This is a genomic window from Microbacterium sp. NPDC087592, from assembly GCF_044743585.1.
Classification (GTDB): domain Bacteria; phylum Actinomycetota; class Actinomycetes; order Actinomycetales; family Microbacteriaceae; genus Microbacterium.
Genome location: NZ_JBIUWT010000001.1, coordinates 2424806 through 2439740 on the forward strand (window position 1 = coordinate 2424806; position 14935 = coordinate 2439740).

The window sequence follows — 14935 nt, forward strand, 5'->3', positions numbered from 1 at the left end:
AAGAGAGAGAGCAGACAATGGCGGGACAGAAGATCCGCATTCGCCTGAAGTCGTATGACCACGAGGTCATCGACACGTCCGCACGCAAGATCGTCGACACCGTGACCCGTGCGGGTGCGACCGTCGTCGGACCCGTGCCCCTTCCGACCGAGAAGAACGTCGTGTGCGTCATCCGGTCGCCGCACAAGTACAAGGACAGCCGCGAGCACTTCGAGATGCGCACCCACAAGCGTCTGATCGACATCGTCGACCCGACGCCCAAGGCCGTCGACTCGCTGATGCGTCTCGACCTGCCTGCCGATGTCAACATCGAGATCAAGCTCTGAGGTCGGACATGGTTGACATCAACTCCAAGATTTCCAAGGGCATGCTGGGCACGAAGCTCGGCATGACCCAGGTCTGGAACGAGAGCGGCAAGCTCGTTCCCGTCACCGTCATCGAGCTCGCCTCGAACGTGGTCACGCAGATCCGTACGCCCGAGAAGGACGGCTACAACGCCGTGCAGATCGCGTACGGCCAGATCGACCCGCGCAAGGTGAACAAGCCCCTCACGGCCCACTTCGAGGCAGCCGGCGTCACGCCGCGTCGTCACGTCACCGAGATCCGCACCGCGGACGCCGGCGACTACAGCCTGGGCCAGGAGCTCACGGTCGACGGCACCTTCGAAGCCGGCCAGCTCGTCGACGTCGTCGGCACGAGCAAGGGCAAGGGCTTCGCCGGTGTCATGAAGCGTCACAACTTCAAGGGCGTCTCGGCTTCGCACGGTTCGCACCGCAACCACCGCAAGCCCGGCTCGATCGGCGCATCGTCGACCCCGAGCCGCGTCTTCAAGGGCATGCGCATGGCCGGCCGTATGGGTGGCGAGCGTGTGACCGTCCTCAACCTCACGGTGCACGCCATCGACATCGAGAAGGGTCTGCTGCTCGTCAAGGGCGCTGTCCCCGGTGCTCGTGGCCGCATCGTCTATGTCCGCAACGCAGTGAAGGGTGCCTGAACATGGCTGACTCCACTCTCGCGCTCGACGTCCTCAAGGCAGACGGCAAGAAGGCAGGCTCCATCGAGCTTCCCGCCGCGCTGTTCGACGCCAAGACGAACATCCCGCTCATCCACCAGGTCGTCGTCGCGCAGCTCGCGGCGGCTCGCCAGGGCACGCACTCGACCAAGCGTCGTGGCGAGGTCTCCGGTGCCGGCCGCAAGCCCTTCAAGCAGAAGGGCACGGGTAACGCCCGTCAGGGTTCCATCCGTGCGCCGCACATGACCGGTGGTGGCATCGTCCACGGGCCGAAGCCGCGTGACTACTCGCAGCGCACGCCCAAGAAGATGATCGCGGCCGCCCTGCTGGGCGCGCTCAGCGACCGCTTCCGTGGCGACCGCATCCACGCCATCGAGTCCTTCGGGATCGACGGCACGCCCTCGACGAAGACCGCGGTGAACTTCCTCACCAACGTCGTCTCGTCGAAGAACGTGCTCGTCGTGATCGAGCGCAACGACGACGTGACGCTGAAGAGCATCCGCAACCTGTCGAACCTGCACGTGCTGACGTTCGACCAGCTCAACGCATACGACGTGCTCGTCTCCGACGACATCGTCTTCACCCAGGCCGCGCTCGAGGGCTTCATCGCCTCCAAGCCCGGCGCCAACCAGGAGGTCTCCGCATGAGCGAGCAGGCATCTGTTCTCCAGACGGCCCTGAACAAGGACCCGCGCGACATCATCCTGAAGCCGGTCGTGTCCGAGAAGAGCTACGGGCTCATCGATGAAGGAAAGTACACCTTCCTCGTCGACCCGCGCGCTTCGAAGACCGAGATCAAGCTCGCCATCGAGAAGATCTTCGGCGTCAAGGTCGCAGGGGTCAACACCCTCAACCGCGTCGGCAAGGCTCGTCGCACCCGCTTCGGCACCGGCAAGCGCAAGGACACCAAGCGCGCCATCGTCACCCTGAAGTCGGGCACCATCGACATCTTCACGGCAATCGGCTGACCCGGGGGATAAGGACAATAATGGCTATTCGCAAGTACAAGCCCACGACCCCGGGCCGTCGCGGCTCGTCGGTGGCTGACTTCGCCGAGATCACTCGATCGACGCCGGAGAAGTCGCTGCTGCGCCCGCTCTCGAAGACCGGTGGTCGCAACAACCAGGGCCGCATCACGACCCGTCACATCGGTGGTGGCCACAAGCGCCAGTACCGCGTCATCGACTTCCGTCGTAACGACAAGGACGGCGTCAACGCCAAGGTCGCTCACATCGAGTACGACCCCAACCGCACCGCGCGCATCGCGCTGCTGCACTACTTCGACGGTGAGAAGCGCTACATCCTCGCTCCGGCGAAGCTGAAGCAGGGCGACATCGTCGAGTCGGGTGCCGGGGCTGACATCAAGCCGGGCAACAACCTCCCGCTGAAGAACATCCCCACGGGTACCGTCATCCACGCGATCGAGCTCCGCCCCGGTGGCGGCGCGAAGATGGCACGTTCGGCCGGTGCATCCGTCCGTCTCGTCGCCAAGGACGGCCCCTACGCCCAGCTGCGTCTTCCCTCGGGCGAGATCCGCAACGTCGATGCGCGCTGCCGCGCGACCATCGGCGAGGTCGGCAACGCCGAGCAGTCGAACATCAACTGGGGCAAGGCCGGCCGCATGCGCTGGAAGGGCGTCCGCCCGACCGTGCGTGGTGTCGCGATGAACCCGGTGGACCACCCGCACGGTGGTGGTGAGGGTAAGACCTCTGGTGGTCGTCACCCCGTCTCCCCGTGGGGCCAGGCTGAGGGTCGTACCCGTCACGCCAACAAGGAAAGCGACAAGTACATCGTGCGTCGTCGTAACGCCGGCAAGAAGCGTAAGTAGGAGTAAGAGAAGATGCCTCGCAGTCTTAAGAAGGGCCCCTTCGTCGACGATCACCTGCTTCGCAAGGTGGTCGTGCAGAACGAAGCCGGCACCAAGAACGTCATCAAGACCTGGTCCCGTCGGTCCATGATCATCCCGGCCATGCTGGGTCACACGATCGCGGTCCACGACGGACGCAAGCACATCCCTGTGTTCGTGTCCGAGACCATGGTCGGTCACAAGCTGGGCGAGTTCGCGCCCACCCGCACCTTCCGCGGCCACGAGAAGGACGACAAGAAGGGGCGGCGCCGCTAATGGTCGAATCGATCGCACGCGTGCGACACATCCGCGTGACCCCTCAGAAGGCTCGTCGTGTCGTCGCGCTCATCAAGGGCAAGCAGGCCCAGGAGGCTCTGGCGATCCTGAAGTTCGCACAGCAGAGCGCCAGCGAGCCGATCTACAAGCTTGTCGCGTCGGCCATGGCCAACGCGCAGGTCAAGGCAGATCGCGACGGCGAGTTCCTCGACGAGAAGGACCTGTACGTGGCCAACGCGTACGTCGACGAGGGCACCACGCTCAAGCGTTTCCAGCCCCGTGCACAGGGTCGCGCTTTCCAGATCAAGAAGCGCACGAGCCACATCACGGTCGTGCTCTCGACGCCTGAGGCAGCTCCGGCCGCCGCGGGCGACAGCAACAAGAAGGCGAGCAAGTAATGGGACAGAAGGTAAACCCGTACGGCTTCCGTCTCGGCATCACGACGGACCACGTCTCGCGTTGGTTCTCTGACTCGACGAAGCCGGGTCAGCGTTACGCCGACTACGTCGCCGAGGACATCAAGATCCGCAACCTGCTCAAGACGCAGCTCGACCGCGCCGGTGTCTCGAACATCGAGATCGAGCGCACCCGTGACCGCGTCCGCGTCGACATCCACACCGCCCGTCCGGGCATCGTGATCGGTCGTCGTGGCGCCGAGGCCGAGCGCATCCGTGGCGACCTCGAGAAGCTCTCGGGCAAGCAGATCCAGCTGAACATCCTCGAGGTCAAGAACCCCGAGGCTGACGCTCAGCTCGTCGCACAGGGCATCGCCGAGCAGCTCTCTGCTCGCGTGGCGTTCCGTCGTGCGATGCGTAAGGGTCTGCAGGGCGCTCAGCGCGCCGGCGCCAAGGGCATCCGCATCCAGGTCTCCGGCCGCCTCGGCGGCGCCGAGATGAGCCGCTCGGAGTTCTACCGCGAAGGTCGTGTGCCGCTGCACACGCTGCGCGCGAACATCGACTACGGCTTCTACGAGGCGAAGACCACCTTCGGCCGCATCGGCGTGAAGGTCTGGATCTACAAGGGCGACCTGACCGCCAAGGAGCTCGCTCGCGAGCAGGCCAACGCACCCAAGGCTCGTCGTGACGACCGTGGTGGCGACCGCCGCCGTGCCCCGCGCAACGAGGCACCTGTCGCAGAAGGAGCGTCGGCATAATGCTCATCCCCCGTAAGGTCAAGTTCCGCAAGCAGCACCACCCGGGTCGCTCGGGCCAGGCAACCGGCGGCACGAAGGTCTCCTTCGGCGAGTACGGCATCCAGGCTCTGACCCCCGCTTACGTGACGAACCGTCAGATCGAGTCCGCTCGTATCGCGATGACCCGTCACATCAAGCGTGGTGGAAAGGTGTGGATCAACATCTACCCCGACCGTCCGCTCACGAAGAAGCCTGCCGAGACCCGCATGGGTTCCGGTAAGGGTTCTCCCGAGTGGTGGGTCGCCAACGTCAAGCCGGGCCGTGTCCTCTTCGAGGTCGCGGGTGTCGACGAGGAGCTCGCTCGCGAAGCTCTGACCCGTGCAATTCACAAGCTGCCGCTCAAGGCACGCATCATCAAGCGCGAGGAGGGCGACGCGTAATGGCGATCGGCACCAAGGAGCTCGCCCCGGCAGAGCTCGATACATTCGAAGACCAGCGCCTCGTTGAGGAGCTGCGCAAGGCCAAGGAGGAGCTGTTCAACCTCCGTTTCCAGTCGGCCACCGGCCAGCTGGAGAGCCACGGCCGCATCCGCGCCGTCAAGCGCGACATCGCGCGCCTCTACACCGTGATCCGCGAACGTGAGCTGGGCATCCGTGCGACGCCCGCTCCGGTCGAGGCTCCGGCCAAGAAGGCGACCAAGTCGAAGGCGAAGAAGGCGGACTCCGCCGACGACGCCGTGAAGGAAGAGGCTGAGTGATGGCCACCAAGAAGGAAGCGACTGTGGAGACGCAGGCCGCAGGACACGAGTCGTCCGAGCACGACGTCCGCGACTCCGCTGCCCGCGGTTACCGCAAGGCACGTCGCGGCTACGTCGTCAGCGACAAGATGGACAAGACCATCGTGGTCGAGGTCGAGGACCGCGTGAAGCACCCGCTTTACGGCAAGGTCATCCGCCGCACCTCGAAGGTCAAGGCGCACGATGAGGCGAACTCCGCCGGCATCGGCGACCTGGTCCTGATCAACGAGACCCGCCCGCTGAGCGCCACGAAGCGCTGGCGTCTGGTGGAGATTCTGGAGAAGGCCAAGTGATTCAGCAGGAATCCCGACTCAAGGTCGCCGACAACACCGGCGCCAAGGAGCTCCTCACGATTCGTGTCCTCGGTGGCTCGAAGCGTCGTTACGCCGGTCTCGGCGACACCATCGTCGCGACCGTCAAGGACGCGATCCCCGGTGGCAACGTGAAGAAGGGCGATGTCGTCAAGGCGGTCATCGTCCGCACCAAGAAGGAGGTCCGTCGTCCGGACGGCTCCTACATCAAGTTCGACGAGAACGCCGCAGTGATCCTGAAGAACGACGGGGAGCCCCGCGGCACCCGTATCTTCGGGCCGGTCGGTCGTGAGCTTCGTGACAAGAAGTTCATGAAGATCGTCTCGCTGGCGCCGGAGGTCATCTAATCATGGCGAAGATCAAGAAGGGTGACCTGGTTCAGGTCATCACCGGTGCCACGCAGGAGCGTGGCGGCGACCGTGGCAAGCAGGGCAAGGTCCTCGACGTCCTCGGTGACAAGAACCGCGTGATCGTCGAAGGCGTGAACTACGTCACCAAGCACACCCGCGTCGGACAGACGCAGCGTGGCACCAAGACCGGAGGCATCGAGACCGTCGAAGCCTCCATCCACATCTCGAACGTCGCACTCGTCGACCCTTCGACCAAGAAGCCGACCAAGGTCGGCCACCGGGTCGAGGAGCAGACCAAGGACGGCGTCAAGCGCACCGTCCGCGTGCGGTACGCGAAGAAGAGCGGTAAGGACCTCTGATGAGCACCGACACTGCCGCGCCGGCTGGCAAGATCCAGCCGCGCCTGAAGCAGAAGTACAACAGCGAGATCAAGAAGGCTCTGCAGGACGAGTTCGGTTACGCGAACGTCATGCAGATCCCCGGACTGGTCAAGGTCGTCGTGAACACCGGTGTCGGCGAGGCAGCTCGCGACAGCAAGGTGATCGATGGTGCGGTCGACGACCTCACCAAGATCACCGGCCAGAAGCCGATCGTCACGAAGGCCCGCAAGTCCATCGCGCAGTTCAAGCTGCGTGAGGGCCAGGCCATCGGCGCGCACGTCACCCTCCGCGGTGACCGCGCGTGGGAGTTCGTGGACCGTCTCGTCTCGCTGGCCCTGCCCCGTATCCGCGACTTCCGCGGTCTCTCGGGCAAGCAGTTCGACGGCAACGGCAACTACACCTTCGGTCTCCAGGAGCAGAGCGTGTTCCACGAGATCGATCAGGACAAGATCGACCGGGTTCGCGGTTTCGACATCACCGTCGTCACCACCGCGAAGACGGATGACGAGGGACGAGCACTGCTCCGTCACCTCGGCTTCCCGTTCCGCTCGGAAGACGCACAGGCGTGACCCTTCGACAGGCTCAGGGACCCATGGGTTGCTGAGCCTGTCGAAGTACTCGCCGACATGCACCTACAATTGAAGATTGCGTGTCATCGCAGGCCGTCTGTCGTGTAACGGCAGCCGGAACCTCATGAACAAAGGAAAACAACAATGACAATGACAGACCCGGTCGCAGATCTGCTGACCCGTCTGCGTAACGCGAACTCGGCGCACCACGATTCCGTGACCCTGCCGTCGAGCAAGCTCAAGACGAACATCGCTCAGATCCTCCAGCAGGAGGGCTACATCGCCGGCTGGGAGACCTCTGACGCCCGCGTCGGACAGAACCTCACGCTGACGCTGAAGTACGGCCCCAACCGTGAGCGCTCGATCGCTGGTATCAAGCGCGTCTCGAAGCCCGGCCTCCGCGTCTACGCGAAGTCCACCGAGCTCCCCACGGTCCTCGGCGGCCTCGGCGTGGCCATCCTGTCCACCTCCTCCGGTCTTCTCACCGACCGTCAGGCTGAGCAGAAGGGCGTGGGCGGAGAAGTTCTCGCCTACGTGTGGTAATTCGAAATGTCGCGTATTGGACGACTTCCCATCGACGTTCCCGCGGGCGTGACCGTTTCGGTCGCAGGCCGCGTGGTCTCGGTGAAGGGCCCCAAGGGTGAGCTCACCCTCACGGTGGCCAACCCCATCGAGGTCGCGGTCGAGGAGAACCAGGTTCTGGTCTCCCGTCCCGACGACGAGCGCGAGTCTCGGTCGCTTCACGGCCTGACCCGCACGCTCATCAACAACAACATCATCGGCGTGACCCAGGGCTACACCAAGGGTCTCGAGGTCGTCGGCACCGGTTACCGCGTGCAGCAGAAGGGGAGCTCGGTCGAGTTCGCCCTCGGCTTCTCGCACCCGGTCCTGATCGACCCGCCCGCCGGCATCACGCTCACGGTCGAGGGCACCACCAAGCTCACCGTCAGCGGGATCGACAAGCAGGCTGTCGGCGAGGCAGCTGCCAACATCCGCAAGATCCGCAAGCCCGAGCCGTACAAGGGCAAGGGTGTGCGCTACGCCGGCGAGAACGTGCGTCGCAAGGCCGGAAAGAGTGGTAAGTAACCATGGCTCTCAAGTCAAAGTCTGACGCCCGCGCGCGTCGTCACGCCCGCCTTCGCAAGAAGGTCGTCGGCACCGAGGTGCGTCCGCGCCTCGTCGTCAACCGCTCGGCCCGCCACGTCTTCGTGCAGCTGGTCGACGACAGCAAGGGTCACACCGTCGCGTCGGCTTCGACGCTCGAGACCGACCTGCGTTCGCTCGAGGGTGACAAGACCGCCAAGGCCCGCAAGGTCGGCGAGCTCCTCGCCGAGCGTGCGAAGGCTGCCGGCGTTTCCGAGGCAGTGTTCGACCGTGGCGGCAACCGCTACGCAGGTCGTGTCGCCGCCATCGCCGACGGCGCCCGCGAAGGGGGTCTGGCACTGTGAGTGACAACAAGGAGAACGAAGTGACCGAAGCGGCAGCTGCCACTTCCGAGACGGCTGCGGGCACCACGCAGGCAGAGCCGGCTCGCGATCAGCGTGATGGCCGCCGCGGTGGCCGCGGTGACCGCAACCAGGGTGGCCGCGACCGCAACTCGCGCGACCGTGGTGACAACCAGTTCCTGGAGCGCGTCGTCACGATCAACCGTGTCTCGAAGGTCGTGAAGGGTGGTCGTCGCTTCAGCTTCACCGCCCTCGTGGTCGTCGGTGACGGCAACGGTCTGGTCGGCGTCGGCTACGGCAAGGCCCGAGAGGTCCCCCTGGCGATCTCGAAGGGTGTCGAAGAGGCCAAGCGCAACTTCTTCCGCGTTCCGCGCGTCGGCAGCACCATCCCGCACCCCGTGCAGGGTGAGGCCGCCGCAGGTGTGGTCCTGCTCCGTCCGGCCGCTGCCGGTACCGGTGTCATCGCCGGTGGTCCGGTCCGCGCCGTGCTCGAGTGCGCCGGTATCCACGACGTGCTGTCGAAGTCGCTCGGCTCGTCGAACACGATCAACATCGTGCACGCGACGGTCACGGCCCTGAAGCAGCTCGAGGAGCCTCGTGCGGTCGCCGCGCGTCGTGGCCTCGAGTTCGACCAGGTCGCCCCTGCCCGCCTCGTGCGCGCAGAGGCCGAGGCCATCGCCGCGCAGAAGGTAGGTGCCTGATGGCCGCGCGACTGAAGGTCACGCAGATCAAGTCCAAGGTGAGCGAGAAGCAGAACCAGCGTGACACGCTGCGCAGCCTCGGTCTCAAGCGGATCGGTGACACCACCGTCCGCCCCGACGACGCGCAGACGCGCGGTTACGTCAAGACCGTCGCACACCTCGTCAAGGTTGAGGAGATCGACTAATGGCTGAGAAGAACGAGGCCGTCGAGGCTGAGAAGGCCCCGAAGAAGGCTGCAGCTCCCAAGGCTGCCGCTGAGAAGAAGCCCGCCGCGAAGAAGGCTCCGGCCAAGACCGCTGCGTCCGCCGCCAAGGCTGACGCTCCGGCCAAGAAGCCGGCCGCCAAGAAGGCTGCGCCTGCGAAGGATGCTCCGGCATCCCGCCCCGGCGTCCTGAAGGTGCACCACCTGCGTCCGGTCCCCGGATCCAACACCGCCAAGACTCGCGTCGGCCGTGGTGAGGGCTCCAAGGGTAAGACCGCCGGTCGTGGTACCAAGGGCACCAAGGCGCGCAACACCGTTCGCGTCGGCTTCGAGGGTGGGCAGATGCCGCTGCACATGCGCACCCCGAAGCTGCGCGGGTTCAAGAACCCGTTCCGCGTCGAGTACCAGGTCGTGAACCTGGAGAAGCTCGCGGAGCTGTACCCCAAGGGTGGCGATGTCACCATCGGCGACCTGGTCGCCAAGGGTGCCGTTCGCAAGAACGAGAAGGTCAAGGTTCTCGGAAACGGCGACATCGCCGTGAAGCTCACCGTTTCGGTCGACAAGGTCTCGGGTTCTGCCGAGCAGAAGATCGTCGCGGCGGGCGGATCCGTCAAGTAACCGCAAGATGAGAGGGGCCGGAGATTCTCCGGCCCCTCTCGTCGTTTCACACTCCGAGACCTCGCTCTGGGGCCGCATCCGGCGGGCCTGGTATCGGTGACGAATTCCGGGAACCCCGGATTGCGTTACCCTGGTCTTTCAGCCGTCCTTCGGGAATCGGCAACTTTTCAGGAGGAACGTCCTTGTTTAGCGCCATCGCGCGGATCTTCCGCACCCCGGACCTGCGTCGGAAGATCGGTTTCACCCTCGCCATCATCGCGATCTACCGTCTCGGCTCCAACGTCCCTGCGCCGTTCGTGAACTTCCCGAACGTCGAGGAGTGCCTCGCGGCGAACGCGGGCACCGACGGCCTGCTCGGACTGGTCAACCTCTTCTCCGGCGGCGCGCTGCTGCAGCTGTCGATCTTCGCGCTCGGCGTCATGCCGTACATCACGGCGACGATCATCACCCAGCTCCTTCGCGTGGTGATCCCGCACTTCGAGGCGCTGCACAAGGAAGGACAGGCCGGTCAGGCCCGTCTGACCCAGTACACCCGGTACCTCACCATCGCGCTCGCGCTCCTCCAGTCGACGACGCTCGTGACGGTGGCGCGCAGCGGCCAGCTGTTCGGATCCACCGATCTCGCCGCCTGCCAGCAGTTGCTGACCAATGACGTGTGGTGGGCGCAGCTGCTCATCATCATGACCATGACGGCCGGTACCGGTCTCATCATGTGGTTCGCCGAGCTGGTCACCGAGCGCGGCATCGGCAACGGCATGTCGCTGCTCATCTTCACCTCCATCGCCGCGACGTTCCCCGGTGCCATGGGCCTCATCTGGCAGACCAAGGGCTTCGAGGTCTTCCTCCTCGTGCTGCTGGTGGGAATCATCGTCATGGGGCTCGTCGTCTTCGTCGAGCAATCCCAGCGACGGATCCCCGTGCAGTACGCCAAGCGCATGGTCGGTCGCCGCACGTACGGCGGCACCAATACGTACATCCCGATCAAGGTGAACATGGCGGGTGTGATCCCCGTGATCTTCGCGTCGTCGCTGCTGTACATCCCGGCTCTCATCGCGCAGTTCAACACTCCGCAGGACGGATCCACGCCGCCCGAGTGGGTCAGCTGGATCACCGCGAACTTCACCACCGGCAACAGCCCGGTGTACATGGCCGCCTACTTCCTGCTGATCATCGGCTTCACCTACTTCTACGTGGCGATCACGTTCAACCCGGTCGAGGTCGCGGACAACATGAAGAAGTACGGCGGGTTCATCCCCGGCATCCGTGCGGGTCGCCCGACCGCCGAGTACCTCGACTACGTGCTCACCCGCATCACGCTCCCGGGCTCGCTGTACCTCGGTCTGATCGCGCTCATCCCGCTGATCGCACTGGCCACGGTCGGCGCGAACCAGAACTTCCCGTTCGGCGGCGCCTCGATCCTCATCATCGTGGGTGTGGGTCTCGAGACGGTCAAGCAGATCGACGCTCAGCTGCAGCAGCGACACTATGAAGGGCTCCTCCGATGACAGCATCCGCACGTCTTCTCATCGTCGGCCCGCAGGGCTCCGGCAAGGGCACGCAGGGCGTGCGCATCGCCGAGTCCTACGGCATCCCGGTCGTCTCGACCGGTGACATCTTCCGCGCGAACATCAAGGAGGGGACACCGCTGGGCCAGCAGGTCACGGCGATCCTCGACAAGGGTGACCTCGTTCCGGACGAGCTGACGAGCGAGATCGTGCGCGACCGGCTGTCGCAGGACGACGCAGCCCACGGGTTCCTGCTCGACGGGTACCCGCGAAACACTGCGCAGGTCGCCCACCTGGAGTCGTTCCTCGCGGGGCGGGGGGAGTCGCTCGACGCGGTCATCCTCCTCGACGTGCCACGTGAGGAGAGCCTGGAGCGTCTGACGCTCCGCGCCACCGAGCAGGGCCGTTCGGATGACACCCCGGAGGCCATCGGCCACCGTCTCGACATCTACGAGCGGGAGACCGCTCCGATCATCGAGGTGTACGGTGCCAAGGGCATCGTCGACCGCATCGACGGTACCGGCGCTCTCGACGACGTCACCGAGCGGATCACGGCGGCTCTGGCCGCCCGCGGCCTGCGCCTCGCGGCCTCCGCCTCCTGAGATGTTCCGCCGGTCGATCTACAAGACCCCGGCTCAGCTGCGAGCGATGGTCGAGCCGGGGCTCATCACGGCCGCAGCGCTGGATGCCGTCCGCCCGCTGATCAAGGCCGGCGTGACGACCCTCGAGCTGGACGCGATGGCCAACCGCACGATCCTGGCCCGCGGCGCGGAGTCGAACTTCCAGCTGGTGCGCGGCTACCATCACACGACGTGCATCTCGGTGAACGAGCAGGTCGTGCACGGGATCCCGGGTGAGCGCGTGCTGCAGCCCGGCGACATCGTCTCGGTCGACTGCGGCGCGCAGTTCAAGGGCTGGAACGGCGACAGTGCGATCACGGTCGTGGTTCCCGACCCGGAGCGGCCGGAACTGGTCGCGCAGCGCGAAGAGCTCTCCCGCGTGACCGAGGGATCCATGTGGGCGGGGATCGCCGCGATGGCATCCGTCTCGTCGATCGATGAGATCGGCGCGGCCATCCAGGACTACATCGAGGCTCAGGGCCCATCGGCGGTGTCGGGGGACCCGTACGGCATCCTCCGTGAGTATGTCGGGCACGGCATCGGCCGCAAGATGCACGAAGCCCCCAGTGTCTTCAACTACCGCACGCCCGACCGTGGCGAAGACGTCAAACCCGGTCTCGTGCTCGCGATCGAGCCGATGGTCACCGCGGGTGGGGATTCGACGTTCATCGAGGATGATGACTGGACCGTCACGACGGTCGACGGCACGGACGGCTCCCATTGGGAACATAGCGTCGCCCTGCATGATGGGGGTATCTGGGTGCTGACTGCGCCCGATGGCGGAAGAGCCGGACTCGCTCCATTCGGAGTCGAGCCTCGAGAGATCGGAAAGTAATGGCAGCGGCGAAGAGCAACACCAACTGGTTCGCGATCGGCGTCTCCATCGCCGTGGTCGTGGTGCTGGTGGCGATCGGTGGACTCGTGGTGTTCCTCAACAACCAGGCCACCTCGCCCGGCGCGGCACCGAAGGCCAACGACACGTTCAATTCAGAGACCGGTGCGATCTCGTTCGGTGACGGCGAGGACACTGTCGCGGTCTTCGTCGACTTCCAGTGCCCGATCTGCGCCAGCTTCGAGGAGCAGTACGGCGAGCAGCTGGAAGCCGCTGCCGCCGACGGTCGCATCACCCTCGAGTACCACCCCATCGCGATTCTGGACCGCTACTCGCAGGGCACCGAGTACTCGTCTCGCTCCGCCGGCGCGGCCTTCTGCGTTGCGGAGTCGAACCCGGATCTCTACCTCGACTACTCCAAGACGCTGTTCGACAACCAGCCGGCAGAGAATTCCGCGGGTCTCACAACGGATCAGCTCGCCGACTTCGCATCGCAGGTCGGCGCTGACGATGCGGTCTCGTGCATCACTGACGAGACCTATCGCAAGTTCGGAGCGGCGCAGGCGAAGGCTCATGAAATCGGCGGCACGCCGACCATCGAGGTCAACGGCAAGCGCCTCGACCTGCAGGCCGGCGAGATCACCGAGATGGAGAAGCTGATCGGTTGATCCGACAGCTGTCCGCCACTGGCGGTCAAGTTGCCGGATGACTCCGGAGCGTCTAACATAGATCTTTGGTGCTTTGTGCCTTGATTCGGCGTGTCCGTCGGCGCAGCACCATAAACCCAATCACCCACCGCAGATCGACCGATCTGCAGAAGCGTCAGCGAGGCTATGGCTAAGAAAGACGGTGTCATCGAGATCGAGGGCGTGATCTCCGAGGCTCTGCCCAACGCGATGTTCCGCGTTGAGCTCAGCAACGGACACAAGGTCCTTGCAACGATCTCCGGCAAGATGCGGCAGAACTACATCCGTATCATCCCCGAGGACCGTGTGGTCGTGGAGCTCAGCCCCTACGACCTGACCCGCGGCCGTATCGTCTACCGCTACCGCTGATCGGTCGAGAAGTAACGGCCTGCCCCTGCCTGGGGCGGTACGAAGACAGCGAACAGGAAACATCATGAAGGTCAACCCCAGCGTCAAGCCCATCTGCGATCACTGCAAGGTGATCCGCCGTCACGGCCGCGTCATGGTGATCTGCAAGAGCAACCCGCGTCACAAGCAGCGCCAGGGCTGAGTCCCCGGCGGGCCCGCCGATCCGCTCGACGGGCCCGAGCTGCGCGGCATCGCTCACGCACATCTCATAACTGAAAACACAACGGCAGGATCAGAACCCGCGGAAGCGGGGGACACCTCGGGGCGGAGGCCCGGGCACCGATCCTGTTCCACACCTCCACAACACCCAGGAGAACCGCATGGCACGTCTTGCCGGCGTTGACATCCCGCGCGACAAGCGCGTGGTGATCGCCCTTACCTACATCTACGGCGTCGGCCGTACCCGCTCGGTCGAGATCCTCAAGGCGACGGAGATCGACGAGAGCATCCGCGTGAAGGACCTCAGCGACGACCAGCTGATCGCCCTCCGCGACCACATCGAAGGCAACTACAAGGTGGAGGGTGACCTGCGCCGCGAGGTTGCAGCAGACATCCGCCGCAAGGTCGAGATCGGCTCCTACGAGGGCATCCGCCACCGTCGTGGTCTCCCGGTCCGTGGTCAGCGCACCAAGACCAACGCCCGTACCCGCAAGGGCCCGAAGCGCACCGTCGCAGGCAAGAAGAAGGCCCGCTAAGCGCGGCCCCAGGGACTAGGAGAACACTTTCATGGCTGCACCCAAGGCCGCCGCGCGCAAGCCGCGCCGCAAGGAAAAGAAGAACATCGCGCTGGGCCAGGCCCACATCAAGTCGACGTTCAACAACACGATCGTCTCGATCACCGACCCGTCCGGCGCTGTCATCGCCTGGGCATCGTCGGGTGGCGTGGGCTTCAAGGGCTCCCGCAAGTCGACCCCGTACGCCGCCGGTATGGCTGCCGAGTCCGCAGCCCGCCAGGCCGCGGAGCACGGCGTCAAGAAGGTCGACGTCCTCGTGAAGGGTCCGGGCTCCGGCCGCGAGACCGCGATCCGCTCGCTGCAGGCCGCAGGCCTCGAGGTGGGTTCGATCCAGGACGTCACCCCCCAGGCGCACAACGGCTGCCGTCCGCCGAAGCGTCGCCGCGTCTGATACGCGCCTCGAGCCGCTCGGCCCATTCGTGGTCCGAGCGGCTCGACGCCCGCGTACGGGCATCGACTTCCACAACTCAAAACCTCACCCCACCACATGTCATATAGCGGGCATGTGATCGA

At 65.1% G+C, this 14935-nt stretch carries 28 protein-coding genes; all 28 read left to right on the forward strand.

Annotation, left to right across the window (positions count from 1 at the left end; genetic code table 11):
- The first annotated feature begins 17 nt into the window (after positions 1-17).
- Positions 18-326 (forward strand): 30S ribosomal protein S10, encoded by a 309-nt coding sequence (rpsJ, locus tag ACIOTO_RS11650; protein ID WP_017201594.1) that lies wholly within the window; start codon positions 18-20, stop codon positions 324-326.
- Positions 327-334: 8 nt separating this feature from the next.
- On the forward strand, positions 335-994 hold the full coding sequence (rplC, locus tag ACIOTO_RS11655) for a 50S ribosomal protein L3 (RefSeq protein WP_029260921.1): 660 nt from the start codon (positions 335-337) through the stop codon (positions 992-994).
- Between the two features lie 2 nt (positions 995-996).
- Complete coding sequence (rplD, locus tag ACIOTO_RS11660) at positions 997-1659, forward strand: 50S ribosomal protein L4 (protein ID WP_400857930.1); 663 nt, start codon at positions 997-999, stop codon at positions 1657-1659.
- Entirely contained in the window at positions 1656-1979 is a 324-nt protein-coding gene (rplW, locus tag ACIOTO_RS11665) for a 50S ribosomal protein L23 (RefSeq protein WP_017829206.1), read from the forward strand. The genes rplD and rplW overlap by 4 nt, the downstream gene beginning before the upstream one ends.
- Positions 1980-1999: 20 nt before the next feature.
- Positions 2000-2839: a 50S ribosomal protein L2 gene (gene rplB, locus ACIOTO_RS11670; protein WP_017201590.1), complete on the forward strand. Its 840-nt coding sequence runs from the start codon at positions 2000-2002 to the stop codon at positions 2837-2839.
- Positions 2840-2851: 12 nt separating this feature from the next.
- Positions 2852-3133: a 30S ribosomal protein S19 gene (gene rpsS / locus ACIOTO_RS11675; RefSeq protein ID WP_017829205.1), complete on the forward strand. Its 282-nt coding sequence runs from the start codon at positions 2852-2854 to the stop codon at positions 3131-3133.
- Complete coding sequence (gene rplV / locus ACIOTO_RS11680) at positions 3133-3531, forward strand: 50S ribosomal protein L22 (protein WP_017829204.1); 399 nt, start codon at positions 3133-3135, stop codon at positions 3529-3531. The genes rpsS and rplV overlap by 1 nt, the downstream gene beginning before the upstream one ends.
- Positions 3531-4286 carry a 30S ribosomal protein S3 gene (rpsC, locus tag ACIOTO_RS11685; RefSeq protein ID WP_017201587.1) on the forward strand — a complete coding sequence of 252 codons (756 nt, stop codon included), beginning with the start codon at positions 3531-3533 and terminating at the stop codon, positions 4284-4286. Before rplV ends, rpsC begins: the two co-directional genes overlap by 1 nt.
- Positions 4286-4705, forward strand: coding sequence for a 50S ribosomal protein L16 (rplP, locus tag ACIOTO_RS11690; protein ID WP_017829203.1), 420 nt, complete (start codon positions 4286-4288; stop codon positions 4703-4705). The genes rpsC and rplP overlap by 1 nt, the downstream gene beginning before the upstream one ends.
- On the forward strand, positions 4705-5022 hold the full coding sequence (gene rpmC / locus ACIOTO_RS11695; RefSeq protein ID WP_017829202.1) for a 50S ribosomal protein L29: 318 nt from the start codon (positions 4705-4707) through the stop codon (positions 5020-5022). Before rplP ends, rpmC begins: the two co-directional genes overlap by 1 nt.
- Positions 5022-5354 carry a 30S ribosomal protein S17 gene (gene rpsQ, locus ACIOTO_RS11700; protein WP_021201120.1) on the forward strand — a complete coding sequence of 111 codons (333 nt, stop codon included), beginning with the start codon at positions 5022-5024 and terminating at the stop codon, positions 5352-5354. The genes rpmC and rpsQ overlap by 1 nt, the downstream gene beginning before the upstream one ends.
- Complete coding sequence (gene rplN / locus ACIOTO_RS11705) at positions 5351-5719, forward strand: 50S ribosomal protein L14 (RefSeq protein ID WP_017201583.1); 369 nt, start codon at positions 5351-5353, stop codon at positions 5717-5719. Before rpsQ ends, rplN begins: the two co-directional genes overlap by 4 nt.
- Positions 5720-5721: 2 nt before the next feature.
- Complete coding sequence (gene rplX, locus ACIOTO_RS11710) at positions 5722-6081, forward strand: 50S ribosomal protein L24 (RefSeq protein ID WP_029260922.1); 360 nt, start codon at positions 5722-5724, stop codon at positions 6079-6081.
- Positions 6081-6671, forward strand: a complete 591-nt coding sequence (gene rplE / locus ACIOTO_RS11715) for a 50S ribosomal protein L5 (protein WP_029260923.1) — start codon at positions 6081-6083, stop codon at positions 6669-6671. Before rplX ends, rplE begins: the two co-directional genes overlap by 1 nt.
- A gap of 144 nt (positions 6672-6815) precedes the next feature.
- A complete protein-coding gene (rpsH, locus tag ACIOTO_RS11720) occupies positions 6816-7214 on the forward strand; it encodes a 30S ribosomal protein S8 (RefSeq protein WP_029260924.1) in 399 nt (132 codons plus the stop codon).
- A 6-nt stretch (positions 7215-7220) separates the two neighbouring features.
- Positions 7221-7757, forward strand: a complete 537-nt coding sequence (rplF, locus tag ACIOTO_RS11725; RefSeq protein WP_029260925.1) for a 50S ribosomal protein L6 — start codon at positions 7221-7223, stop codon at positions 7755-7757.
- 2 nt (positions 7758-7759) lie between these two features.
- The gene (rplR, locus tag ACIOTO_RS11730) at positions 7760-8119 is read left to right on the forward strand and encodes a 50S ribosomal protein L18 (RefSeq protein ID WP_029260926.1); all 360 of its coding nucleotides are present in this window, start codon (positions 7760-7762) and stop codon (positions 8117-8119) included.
- A complete protein-coding gene (gene rpsE, locus ACIOTO_RS11735; RefSeq protein WP_029260927.1) occupies positions 8116-8817 on the forward strand; it encodes a 30S ribosomal protein S5 in 702 nt (233 codons plus the stop codon). The genes rplR and rpsE overlap by 4 nt, the downstream gene beginning before the upstream one ends.
- Positions 8817-9002 (forward strand): 50S ribosomal protein L30, encoded by a 186-nt coding sequence (gene rpmD, locus ACIOTO_RS11740; RefSeq protein ID WP_017201575.1) that lies wholly within the window; start codon positions 8817-8819, stop codon positions 9000-9002. Before rpsE ends, rpmD begins: the two co-directional genes overlap by 1 nt.
- A complete protein-coding gene (rplO, locus tag ACIOTO_RS11745; RefSeq protein ID WP_036302867.1) occupies positions 9002-9637 on the forward strand; it encodes a 50S ribosomal protein L15 in 636 nt (211 codons plus the stop codon). The genes rpmD and rplO overlap by 1 nt, the downstream gene beginning before the upstream one ends.
- Before the next feature lie 182 nt (positions 9638-9819).
- On the forward strand, positions 9820-11142 hold the full coding sequence (gene secY, locus ACIOTO_RS11750; protein WP_029260928.1) for a preprotein translocase subunit SecY: 1323 nt from the start codon (positions 9820-9822) through the stop codon (positions 11140-11142).
- The gene (locus tag ACIOTO_RS11755; protein ID WP_029260929.1) at positions 11139-11744 is read left to right on the forward strand and encodes an adenylate kinase; all 606 of its coding nucleotides are present in this window, start codon (positions 11139-11141) and stop codon (positions 11742-11744) included. The genes secY and ACIOTO_RS11755 overlap by 4 nt, the downstream gene beginning before the upstream one ends.
- Before the next feature lies 1 nt (position 11745).
- On the forward strand, positions 11746-12597 hold the full coding sequence (gene map / locus ACIOTO_RS11760) for a type I methionyl aminopeptidase (protein WP_372469107.1): 852 nt from the start codon (positions 11746-11748) through the stop codon (positions 12595-12597).
- Positions 12597-13262 (forward strand): thioredoxin domain-containing protein, encoded by a 666-nt coding sequence (locus ACIOTO_RS11765; RefSeq protein ID WP_029260931.1) that lies wholly within the window; start codon positions 12597-12599, stop codon positions 13260-13262. The genes map and ACIOTO_RS11765 overlap by 1 nt, the downstream gene beginning before the upstream one ends.
- Before the next feature lie 165 nt (positions 13263-13427).
- Positions 13428-13649 carry a translation initiation factor IF-1 gene (gene infA / locus ACIOTO_RS11770; protein ID WP_017201569.1) on the forward strand — a complete coding sequence of 74 codons (222 nt, stop codon included), beginning with the start codon at positions 13428-13430 and terminating at the stop codon, positions 13647-13649.
- 64 nt (positions 13650-13713) lie between these two features.
- Complete coding sequence (gene rpmJ / locus ACIOTO_RS11775; protein WP_005050492.1) at positions 13714-13830, forward strand: 50S ribosomal protein L36; 117 nt, start codon at positions 13714-13716, stop codon at positions 13828-13830.
- Positions 13831-14008: 178 nt separating this feature from the next.
- Positions 14009-14383, forward strand: coding sequence for a 30S ribosomal protein S13 (gene rpsM, locus ACIOTO_RS11780; protein WP_017829190.1), 375 nt, complete (start codon positions 14009-14011; stop codon positions 14381-14383).
- 31 nt (positions 14384-14414) lie between these two features.
- Positions 14415-14813 (forward strand): 30S ribosomal protein S11, encoded by a 399-nt coding sequence (rpsK, locus tag ACIOTO_RS11785; RefSeq protein WP_017829189.1) that lies wholly within the window; start codon positions 14415-14417, stop codon positions 14811-14813.
- Positions 14814-14935 lie beyond the last annotated feature (122 nt).

What these genes read in the sequence shown, in the direction of transcription:
- rplD (WP_400857930.1), top strand. Translation starts at nt 997, where the DNA reads ATGGCTGACTCCACTCTCGCGCTCGACGTCCTCAAGGCAGACGGCAAG.
- rplV (WP_017829204.1), top strand. Translation starts at nt 3,133, where the DNA reads ATGGTCGAATCGATCGCACGCGTGCGACACATCCGCGTGACCCCTCAG.
- infA (WP_017201569.1), top strand. Translation starts at nt 13,428, where the DNA reads ATGGCTAAGAAAGACGGTGTCATCGAGATCGAGGGCGTGATCTCCGAG.
- rplE (WP_029260923.1), top strand. Translation starts at nt 6,081, where the DNA reads ATGAGCACCGACACTGCCGCGCCGGCTGGCAAGATCCAGCCGCGCCTG.
- rplW (WP_017829206.1), top strand. Translation starts at nt 1,656, where the DNA reads ATGAGCGAGCAGGCATCTGTTCTCCAGACGGCCCTGAACAAGGACCCG.
- rpsJ (WP_017201594.1), top strand. Translation starts at nt 18, where the DNA reads ATGGCGGGACAGAAGATCCGCATTCGCCTGAAGTCGTATGACCACGAG.
- map (WP_372469107.1), top strand. Translation starts at nt 11,746, where the DNA reads ATGTTCCGCCGGTCGATCTACAAGACCCCGGCTCAGCTGCGAGCGATG.
- rpmC (WP_017829202.1), top strand. Translation starts at nt 4,705, where the DNA reads ATGGCGATCGGCACCAAGGAGCTCGCCCCGGCAGAGCTCGATACATTC.
- rpsS (WP_017829205.1), top strand. Translation starts at nt 2,852, where the DNA reads ATGCCTCGCAGTCTTAAGAAGGGCCCCTTCGTCGACGATCACCTGCTT.
- rpmJ (WP_005050492.1), top strand. Translation starts at nt 13,714, where the DNA reads ATGAAGGTCAACCCCAGCGTCAAGCCCATCTGCGATCACTGCAAGGTG.
- rpsC (WP_017201587.1), top strand. Translation starts at nt 3,531, where the DNA reads ATGGGACAGAAGGTAAACCCGTACGGCTTCCGTCTCGGCATCACGACG.
- rpsK (WP_017829189.1), top strand. Translation starts at nt 14,415, where the DNA reads ATGGCTGCACCCAAGGCCGCCGCGCGCAAGCCGCGCCGCAAGGAAAAG.
- rplP (WP_017829203.1), top strand. Translation starts at nt 4,286, where the DNA reads ATGCTCATCCCCCGTAAGGTCAAGTTCCGCAAGCAGCACCACCCGGGT.
- rplR (WP_029260926.1), top strand. Translation starts at nt 7,760, where the DNA reads ATGGCTCTCAAGTCAAAGTCTGACGCCCGCGCGCGTCGTCACGCCCGC.
- rplC (WP_029260921.1), top strand. Translation starts at nt 335, where the DNA reads ATGGTTGACATCAACTCCAAGATTTCCAAGGGCATGCTGGGCACGAAG.
- ACIOTO_RS11755 (WP_029260929.1), top strand. Translation starts at nt 11,139, where the DNA reads ATGACAGCATCCGCACGTCTTCTCATCGTCGGCCCGCAGGGCTCCGGC.
- rpmD (WP_017201575.1), top strand. Translation starts at nt 8,817, where the DNA reads ATGGCCGCGCGACTGAAGGTCACGCAGATCAAGTCCAAGGTGAGCGAG.
- rplF (WP_029260925.1), top strand. Translation starts at nt 7,221, where the DNA reads ATGTCGCGTATTGGACGACTTCCCATCGACGTTCCCGCGGGCGTGACC.
- rplB (WP_017201590.1), top strand. Translation starts at nt 2,000, where the DNA reads ATGGCTATTCGCAAGTACAAGCCCACGACCCCGGGCCGTCGCGGCTCG.
- rpsM (WP_017829190.1), top strand. Translation starts at nt 14,009, where the DNA reads ATGGCACGTCTTGCCGGCGTTGACATCCCGCGCGACAAGCGCGTGGTG.
- rplX (WP_029260922.1), top strand. Translation starts at nt 5,722, where the DNA reads ATGGCGAAGATCAAGAAGGGTGACCTGGTTCAGGTCATCACCGGTGCC.
- rpsH (WP_029260924.1), top strand. Translation starts at nt 6,816, where the DNA reads ATGACAATGACAGACCCGGTCGCAGATCTGCTGACCCGTCTGCGTAAC.
- rplO (WP_036302867.1), top strand. Translation starts at nt 9,002, where the DNA reads ATGGCTGAGAAGAACGAGGCCGTCGAGGCTGAGAAGGCCCCGAAGAAG.
- rpsQ (WP_021201120.1), top strand. Translation starts at nt 5,022, where the DNA reads ATGGCCACCAAGAAGGAAGCGACTGTGGAGACGCAGGCCGCAGGACAC.
- ACIOTO_RS11765 (WP_029260931.1), top strand. Translation starts at nt 12,597, where the DNA reads ATGGCAGCGGCGAAGAGCAACACCAACTGGTTCGCGATCGGCGTCTCC.